Here is an 8,030-nt window from a genome sequence, read left to right on the forward strand (position 1 = left end):
ATGATCGCCCATGGCGAGGCGCACTTCCGCCAGACCGGCAAGCCACTGTTCAGCTCCCACATGCTCGACCTGTCGGAGGAGTCGCTGGAGGACAACCTGGCGGAGTGCGCGCGCGTGCTGCGCCGCATGGCGCCGCTGGGCATGAGCCTGGAGATCGAACTGGGCGTCACCGGCGGCGAGGAGGACGGCGTGGGCTCCGAAGACCTGGAGCGCGCCGACAACACCCGCCTCTACACCCAGCCGGAGGATGTGCTGCGCGCCTATGAGGTGCTGGCGCCGATCGGGCATTTCTCGGTGGCGGCGTCGTTCGGCAACGTGCACGGCGTCTACGCGCCCGGCAACGTGAAGCTGCGGCCGGAGATCCTCGGCGCCTCCCAGGAACTGGTGAGCGAGCGGCACGGCGGGGGCAAGAAGCCGCTGCCGCTGGTGTTCCACGGCGGGTCGGGGTCGGAGAAGGAGAAGATCGCGCAGGCGGTGGGGTTCGGCGTGTTCAAGATGAACATCGACACCGACACCCAGTTCGCCTTCGCCGAGGCCATCGGCCGTTTCGTGCTGGAGAACGAGGCGGCGTTCCGCCACCAGATCCACCCGGAGACCGGCAAGCCGCACAATAAGCTGTACGACCCGCGCAAGTGGCTGCGCATCGGCGAACTGGGCCTCGTCCAGCGCCTGGACGAGGCCTTCGCCGATCTGGGATCGGCGGGAAAGTCGCTGGCGGCGGGGTGAGGCGTCACGCCAGCGCGCCGCGTTCGGCGCGCAGGGCCTCCAGCTTCTTCTCCAGCTTGGCGATCTTCTTGTCGAGCTTGCGCCGGCGCTTGCCGCCGCCCTTCCCGGCCGCGTCCATCAGCGGGCGCACGCGCGCCAGGATGGCGCGGCGGTCGTCGTCGGGCAGGCGCTTCCAGCCGCGCACCTCCGCCTTGCTGCGGAAGCAGCCGCGGCACAGGCCGGCGGAGTCGAATTTGCAGATCTTGACGCAGGGGTCCTTGGAAAGGTCGGGCATCGTGGGAGCGGGGGTTGGCGGGGCGCTATCCAATCTGTTGCGCCGCACACCCCCGGCAAGCGGCGCCCATCAGATTCCCGCCTGACCGGCCTGCATGTCGGCGCGCATCTGGCGGACATAGGTGCGGAAGTCGACCTCCAGCACGTAGCGGGCGGAGTCCACGTAGGTTTCGCGCTGGCGGGCGCGGTGCTGCTCCACCTCGCGCTCCTGCGCGGCGCGGTCCGGCAGGGTCATGGCGCCGGACAGCAGTGCGGCGATCCAGCGGCCCTGCACCTCGACCAGCGGGATGGTGGGGCCGACCGGCTGCACGAGGCCGGCGAAGATCAGGCCCGGATGGCGCAGCGAGACCATGCGGCGGTACAGGCGCCCGGCCTCCGCCTGCGGGTCGAACGCGTCCGCGTCCAGGAAGGGGAAGGCGATCTCGTAGCCGGTGGCGTAGACGATGGCGTCGAAGCGCTTGCGGCTGCCGTCCTCGAACTCCACGTCGCCGCCGTCCAGGCGGCGGACGTTGGGCTTCACGCTGATCCAGCCGTGGCCGAGGTAGGGCAGCAGTTCCTGGCTGAGCGTCGCGTGCTCGCGCCACATGGGATGGTCGGGCCTGGGCAGGCCGAAGCGGCTCTGGTCACCCACGCCCAGGCGCACGAGGCGGGCCATGATGCGGCGGGTCCAGCGCGTGGGCAGTCCGAGCTTTTTCGAGAAGAAGCCGGACCACTGGTCGATGGGCCGGCCGAACAGGTACTTGGGCATCACCCAGGCGCTGCGCCGGGTGGAGATGGTGACGTCGGCGGCGCGCCGGCACAGGTCCACCGCGATGTCCACGGCCGAATTGCCGAGCCCGACCACCAGAACCGACCTGCCCTCGAACGGCTGGGCGGTGCGGTAGTGGTGGGAGTGCAGCGCCTCCCCCGCGAAGGCGCCGGGGAAACCGGGCAGGCGCGGTTTCCACAGGTGGCCGTTGGCGACGATCACCGTGCGGTAGCGGCGCGCCTCGCCGGTGGACAGGCGCACGCGCCAATGGCCGTCCGGCTCCCGCTCCACCGCCTCGACCGCGGTGCGGAAGGTGACGAGGGGGCGGACGCCGAAGTGGTCGGCGTAGTCCTCCAGGTAGCGCAGGAACTGCTGGTGCGAGAGGAAGTCCGGCATCGACTTCGGGATCGGGAAGTCGGGGTAGCCGAGGTTGTCGCGGCTGGTGTCCAGGTGCAGGCTGGCATAGGCGGACGACAGGCCGCTGTCGTTCTCGTACCGCCACATGCCGCCGACGTCGGAGCCCTTCTCGAAGCAGTCGAAGGACAGGCCGCGCTGGTGCAGCGCCTTGGCGACGGTGACGCCGGAGGAGCCGGCGCCGACGATGCAGGTCTCGCGCAGCGGAAGCCGGGAGTCGGCGGCCGGGGACGGCCGGTGGAGATGAGCCCCGTCGTGGTGGATCTCGTCCGGCACGTCACTCTCCTTTGCGGTGGGTCAAGAGCGGTGGGTTAGGCGCGGTTGGTCAGGTAATCGGCGATGACGGCGGCGACGTCGGGGTCGGGAGCGATGCCCAGCCGGCCGGCGACGCCGGACACGAGGTGCCGGGGCCAGCCGCCGACGATCGCCTGCACCCGCGGGTTGGGGCGGTACGCGACCCGGCCGGTGCCGGGAAGTGCGTGCACGGCGTCCGCCATGGCGGCGGCGGAGACCGTGAGCGACGGCAGGTTGACGGCGCGGCGCGCGGGGATCTCCGCCTCCGGCGCGTCGTGCAGGCGGATCAGCGCCGCCGCCACGGCACCCGCCGACGCGATGGGCACCGGCGTGTCCGGCGCCAGCGGCACGGTCACGTCGCGCCCGGCCAGCGGCTCGCGCAGGATCGCCGCCACCATGTCCGATACGGGCGGATCCGACACGGTGGGCGTGCCGGCGCTTTGCCCCGGGCGGACCAGCACGATGGGCAGGCGCAGCGCGCGGCCGTCGATGCGGCCGTGGCGGCTGTAATCCGCGATCAGCAGCTCGGCGATCGCCTTGTGCGTGCCGTAGGTCGTCGTGGGGGCGTGCGCCACGCCCTCGTCCACCTGCGGCGGCAGGTCGCCGCCGTATACGGCCAGGGAGCTGGTGAACACCACCCTGGGGCGGTTCGCGGCGCGGTCGATCAGCTGGCGCAACGCCTCGACGTTGGTGAGGTAGCCGCGCGCGGGGTCCCGCTCGACGTCCAGCGTCAGGCCGGCGGCGAGGTGGAACAGGCTGTCGAACGGCCGGGCGGCGAGGGCCGCGACCTGTTCGGCGTCGGCGAGATCGCAGGCGACGCTCTCGACGGCGATGCCGCCCGTGCTGCCGCCCACGTCGCCGGCATTCACGGGGGCGCGGTCGGCCAGCGTGAGGTGCGTGATCGGCGCGCGGCCGTCCCGGTGGGTGAGCGCGCCGGCCGCGACCAGCGCGCGGACCAGCCGGCGGCCCAGGAACCCGCCGGCCCCGGTGACAAGAACCCGGCTCATGACAGTTCCCCCTCCCTTTTGTGCCGGCGCTGCGGCCGTTTGCAAAACATACTACGCGGTAGGTTTTTTACAACGCCACACGGGTTGGGGGTATTCGGGCCGAGAGCCCGGTTCCGGATCTGCGGACCGTGGGTTGGGTTGAGTTCCCACCGGCGCAGGCGCGTCGATCCGCAGCGGGGTGGAACTGGGACAATAGGACAAAGCCCCTCTCCCCTGGCGGGAGAGGGGTTGGGGAGAGGGGGGTAGCCGCCTCTCGCGCTGGCCTTCAGCCAGCGCTGACGGCGTCAGGCGGATGCCTTTGGCATCCGCTGAGAGCCGACAGGCGGAACATGACTCTCTTCCGCCCTGCCGGGCGTAACCACCCTCTCCCCAACCCCTCCCCCGTCAAGGGGGAGGGGCTATGAGGAGTGCCTGCCCTTGTTGCTTTCTTGGCGCCAGCCGCAAAACCCAACGCGCACGCGATGCAGACGGCGTTGGGTTTTCGCTGGCGCTCAACCCAACCTACGGTGCGGCGCGGGGGCGGTGGACCGGGCTGCATTGGGCGACTGTTTAGGAAAATTTCGCGATAATTGGCGATTGTGCGCCGAGCACTTTCCCAGTTCACAAACGCGTGCTGTTCGCGTACAGCCTAACCCAATCTAAAGAGGTAGGGCACGCCGGGCCGGACACGGTTTGGTGGCGGCGCCCACGGCCGGACGGGGGTTGGGAGAACGATGGCGACGGGCGTTTCCATTACCGGCGGGAGTGGCACCGCGGCGATCGACACCACGCTGATCGGAAGCATGTGGAACGGCACGGCGCTGACCTACAGCTTTCCCACGGCGTACGGCGACCTGGGGGACTACGACGCGGAGAACCGGGTGGAGGAGGCCTCCTTCGGCACCCTGGACGGGGCGGCGCAAAGTGCCGTCGAGGCCGTCCTGGCGCGCTGGAGCGCGGTGTCCGGCCTGACCTTCACCAGGGCGTCCGGCCCGACCGGCGGCGACCTGCGGATCTATCGGTACACGGTGGACAACCCCACCGCCCAGGTGGTCGACTTCCCGTCCGACAAGCCGGAAGGCGGCGACGTCCAGCTGGGCGACGCCCTTGCCGGCGCCGGCTGGACGCCGGGCTCCTACGCCTATTTCACGCTGGTGCACGAGTTCGGCCACGCGCTGGGCCTGAAACACCCGCACGACACCGTTGGCGCCCTGCCGGCAGCCCCCGCTTCGGAGGATTCCGTCGAAGTCTCGGTGATGAGCTATCGCAGCTTCCGGGGGCAGGCGCTGGGCGGCTATACGCTCGCCGAAGGCAGCTACCCGGCGGGGCCGATGCTGAACGACATCGCCGCCATCCAGTATCTGTACGGTCCCAACTGGACCACCAGCAGCGGCGACACGGTCTACACCTTCGACCCCAGCCACAGCGTCGTCCTGACGACGATCTGGGACGGCGGCGGCACCGACACCTACAACCTGTCGAACTACACCACCGCCCTGACCATCGACCTGACGCCGGGCGGGTGGTCCAGCTTCGGCGGGCAGTACGCGCTTCTGGACGTCGGCACCGATGCCTACGCCGCGGCCAACCTGGCCAACCCCTACCTGTTCGAAGGCGACCCGCGGTCGCTGATCGAGAACGCCAGCGGCGGCACGGGCAACGACCTGATCACCGGCAACCAGGCCGACAACACGCTGGAAGGCGGCGGCGGCAACGACACGCTGAACGGCGGCACGGGCAACGACACGCTGGTGGGCGGTGCAGGCGCGGACTCGCTGGCCGGCGGCGACGGCACGGACGTGCTGACCTACGCCGGATCGGCGGAGGGCGTGGTCGTGGACCTGGGCGCCGGCGCCGGGGTGGGCGGCCACGCCGAGGGCGATACCATCGGCGGCGTCGAGGTGCTGATCGGCTCCGCCCACGCCGACACGCTGGCGGCCGGCGGCGGTGCCGAGACGCTGAGCGGCGGGGCCGGCAACGACGTGCTGACCAGCGGGACCGGCAACGACGTGTTCGCCTTCGCCGCCAGCGGCAACGGCACCGACATCATCACCGACTTCGCCGCCGGCGACGTCATCCGCGTGGCCGGGGCGGCCTTGTCCGGCACGGTGACGGCGGGGGACGGGAGCGTGGTGACCGCCGGCTCGGTCCAGGTCGGCGCCACAGTGAGCGGCGTCACCACGCTGCACCTCGACACCGACGGCGCCGCCGACGCGGCGGAGTTGAGCATCGCGCTGACCGGTGCGTTCGGCGTGGGCGACTTCACGCTGTCGGGCACCGACGTCCGCCGCTACATCGCCCCGCCGCCCTCCCCGCCCGCGGCCTCCGACGGGGGCGGCGGAAGCGGCGACGGCGGGGGCACGCGCACGGAGACGGTGGGCGGCACCACGGTGCAGACCACGATCACGGGCAGCGGCGCCACCGCCAGCGTGTCGGTCTCCATCGCCCCGCCCGGCAACGGGACGCCGGTGCCGGTGCCGATCACCGGCGGCTCCTCCGGCCCGACCCTGTTCGCCACGCTGCCGGCCGGCGTCGGCCTGTCCGCCACCGGGCCGCAGAACCCGCAGGGCCGGACGGACGCGGTGAACACGCTGACCACGGTGCTGGCCACGCTGGAAAGCGACCCGTCGCGCAGCGGGCCGCTCACCGGCGCCATCACCGGCTATGCCGCGACGCTGCCGGAGACCACCACCCTGGTCGTGCGGACGATCACGCCGACGGTGGGCGGCGGAACGGCGCCGGGCGCGCCGATCACCATCACCGGCGGCGGATCCGGCACGGAAGCCCTGGTGCTGGACACCCGCGGCCTGCCCCCCGGCACCGTGCTGAACGTCGACAACGTCGGCTTCGTCGTGGTGGTCGGCAACGCGCAGCTGGGCGGCGGGGCGGGGTCGCAGTACGCGGTGGGCGACGGCGGAGGACAGGTCATGGTGCTGGGCGCCGACGACGACACGCTGCGCGGCGGGGCCGGCGACGATGTCGTCGGCTCACGCGAGGGCGACGACCTGATCTTCGGCGATGAGGGCGCCGACACGGTGACCGGCGGCGTGGGCAACGACGCGCTGTACGGCAACCAGCAGGATGATTTGGTGTACGGCAACCAGGGCTTCGACACGCTGTTCGGCGGGCAGGACCGGGACACGCTGTTCGGTGGGCAGGACGGCGACGTGCTGTACGGCAACCTGGGCGCCGATGCGCTGTACGGCAATCTGGGCGGCGATACCCTGTTCGGCGGGCAAGGCGACGACGCGCTGTTCGGCGGCCAGGGCAACGACGTGCTGGCCGGCAACCGGGGGGCGGACACGCTGGCCGGCGGGCTGGGCGCGGACGTGTTCCGCCTGGGCGCGCCGGGCGAGGGGGTGGACGCGGTCGCCGACTTCACCTTGGGCGAGGACAGGATGGCCGTATCCGGCCCGAACTTCGGCAGCCTGCCGGCGGGCACCGTGTCGGCGGCAAACTTCGCGCTGGACAACCCGGTGTCGGCCGACACGCGGTTCGTGTTCGACACGCGCACCGGCGCCCTGTCGTTCGACGCCGACGGCAGCGGCGCCGGGGCGGCGGTGACCGTTGCCACGCTGAACGTCCGCATGCTGACGCACACGGACATCTTGGTGTTGGGCAGTTAGCGCGGGCGCATCTAGCGCGGGCGCAGGCCCTCGACCAGGGGCCGCACCATCTTCTCCGCCAGCGCGTCGCGGGCGGCGGGGCTGTCGTCGGCGTCCGGCCGGTACCAGTAGATCGACCACTGCAGCGCGCCCAGCAGCACCTTGACGGTGACCGACAGGTCGAGGTCGGCCAGCGTGCCGTCGGCCCGCGCGGCGGCGAGCTGGCGCTTGAACAGCCCTTCGAACGCGTCGCGGCTGGCGATCAGCTCGTCCAGCGTCCGGCGCTGGTCGGGCGTGGTGGGGCCGAACCGGTGCACCTGGACGCCCTGCGCCACCACGGTTTCCAGCGCGTGGTGGTCCATCATGGCGCGGGCGTGCGCAAGCAGCATGGCGGTGAGCACCGCCAGCCCGTCGCCCGGCGCGCGCGCCGCCGGCTCCACGGCCTCGAACAGGCGGGCCATGCCCTCGCGGTGGACGGCGAAGAACAGGTCCGTCTTGGAGGCGTAGTGGTGGTAGATCCGCCCCTTGGTGCAGCCCAGGCGGCGGGCGACGTCATCGACGCTGGTGGCGTGATAGCCCTTTTCCATGAAGCATTCGGCGGCCATGGCGACGATGTCCTGCTTGCGCCAGTCCTTCCCGCGCCCGCCCCCGCTCCCGCCGTGTGCGTCGTGCGTCTCGCGCGCGTCGTGCGTCTCTGCCAAGGATCGCGTGCCCCTCTCGCCGTCCGATGCCACGCCGGAAGGTGACGCCACGGCCGGGCTTGGGCAACCGGTTTTCACGAATGTGGGGAACGTGGCTTTCCCGCAAGCCGGGGAGACGCCGGGCGTCGATCCCTCAGGGGGAAATGGCGGAGGGAGAGGGATTCGAACCCTCGATACCCTTTTGGGGTATACTCACTTTCCAGGCGAGCGCCTTCGACCACTCGGCCACCCCTCCGCGGAGCCCGGAACATAACGATAGCGACGCCGGTGTGCAAGCCCCGTG

At 71.5% G+C, this 8,030-nt stretch carries 6 protein-coding genes and 1 tRNA gene; 2 read left to right on the top strand and 5 right to left on the bottom strand.

Translation table 11 applies throughout. The features are described 5' to 3' along the window. On the top strand, positions 1–726 hold a 726-nt coding region (gene fbaA / locus VED21_RS33045), incomplete at its 5' end, for a class II fructose-bisphosphate aldolase (RefSeq protein ID WP_324890158.1). A gap of 4 nt (positions 727–730) precedes the next feature. Here fbaA and VED21_RS33050 read toward each other — a convergent pair. The 3 genes from VED21_RS33050 to VED21_RS33060 all read right to left on the bottom strand — a co-directional run bounded on the left by VED21_RS33050 (position 731) and on the right by VED21_RS33060 (position 3,462). Beyond that, the gene (locus VED21_RS33050; protein WP_324890160.1) at positions 731–1,000 is read right to left on the bottom strand and encodes a DUF1289 domain-containing protein; all 270 of its coding nucleotides are present in this window, start codon (positions 998–1,000) and stop codon (positions 731–733) included. Positions 1,001–1,069: 69 nt separating this feature from the next. Next, positions 1,070–2,437 (bottom strand): flavin-containing monooxygenase, encoded by a 1,368-nt coding sequence (locus tag VED21_RS33055; protein WP_324890162.1) that lies wholly within the window; start codon positions 2,435–2,437, stop codon positions 1,070–1,072. Between the two features lie 35 nt (positions 2,438–2,472). Next, entirely contained in the window at positions 2,473–3,462 is a 990-nt protein-coding gene (locus VED21_RS33060) for an NAD-dependent epimerase/dehydratase family protein (protein ID WP_324890164.1), read from the bottom strand. A gap of 713 nt (positions 3,463–4,175) precedes the next feature. On the opposite strand from VED21_RS33060, the gene VED21_RS33065 reads away from it, so the two are divergent. Further along, complete coding sequence (locus VED21_RS33065) at positions 4,176–7,067, top strand: M10 family metallopeptidase C-terminal domain-containing protein (RefSeq protein WP_324890166.1); 2,892 nt, start codon at positions 4,176–4,178, stop codon at positions 7,065–7,067. A gap of 11 nt (positions 7,068–7,078) precedes the next feature. Here VED21_RS33065 and VED21_RS33070 read toward each other — a convergent pair whose 3' ends face one another. After that, positions 7,079–7,747 (bottom strand): TetR/AcrR family transcriptional regulator, encoded by a 669-nt coding sequence (locus VED21_RS33070; RefSeq protein WP_324890168.1) that lies wholly within the window; start codon positions 7,745–7,747, stop codon positions 7,079–7,081. Between the two features lie 144 nt (positions 7,748–7,891). Continuing rightward, positions 7,892–7,982, bottom strand: a tRNA-Ser gene (locus VED21_RS33075). Positions 7,983–8,030: the final 48 nt, after the last annotated feature.

Source organism: Azospirillum sp. (assembly GCF_035627195.1).
GTDB lineage: Bacteria > Pseudomonadota > Alphaproteobacteria > Azospirillales > Azospirillaceae > Azospirillum.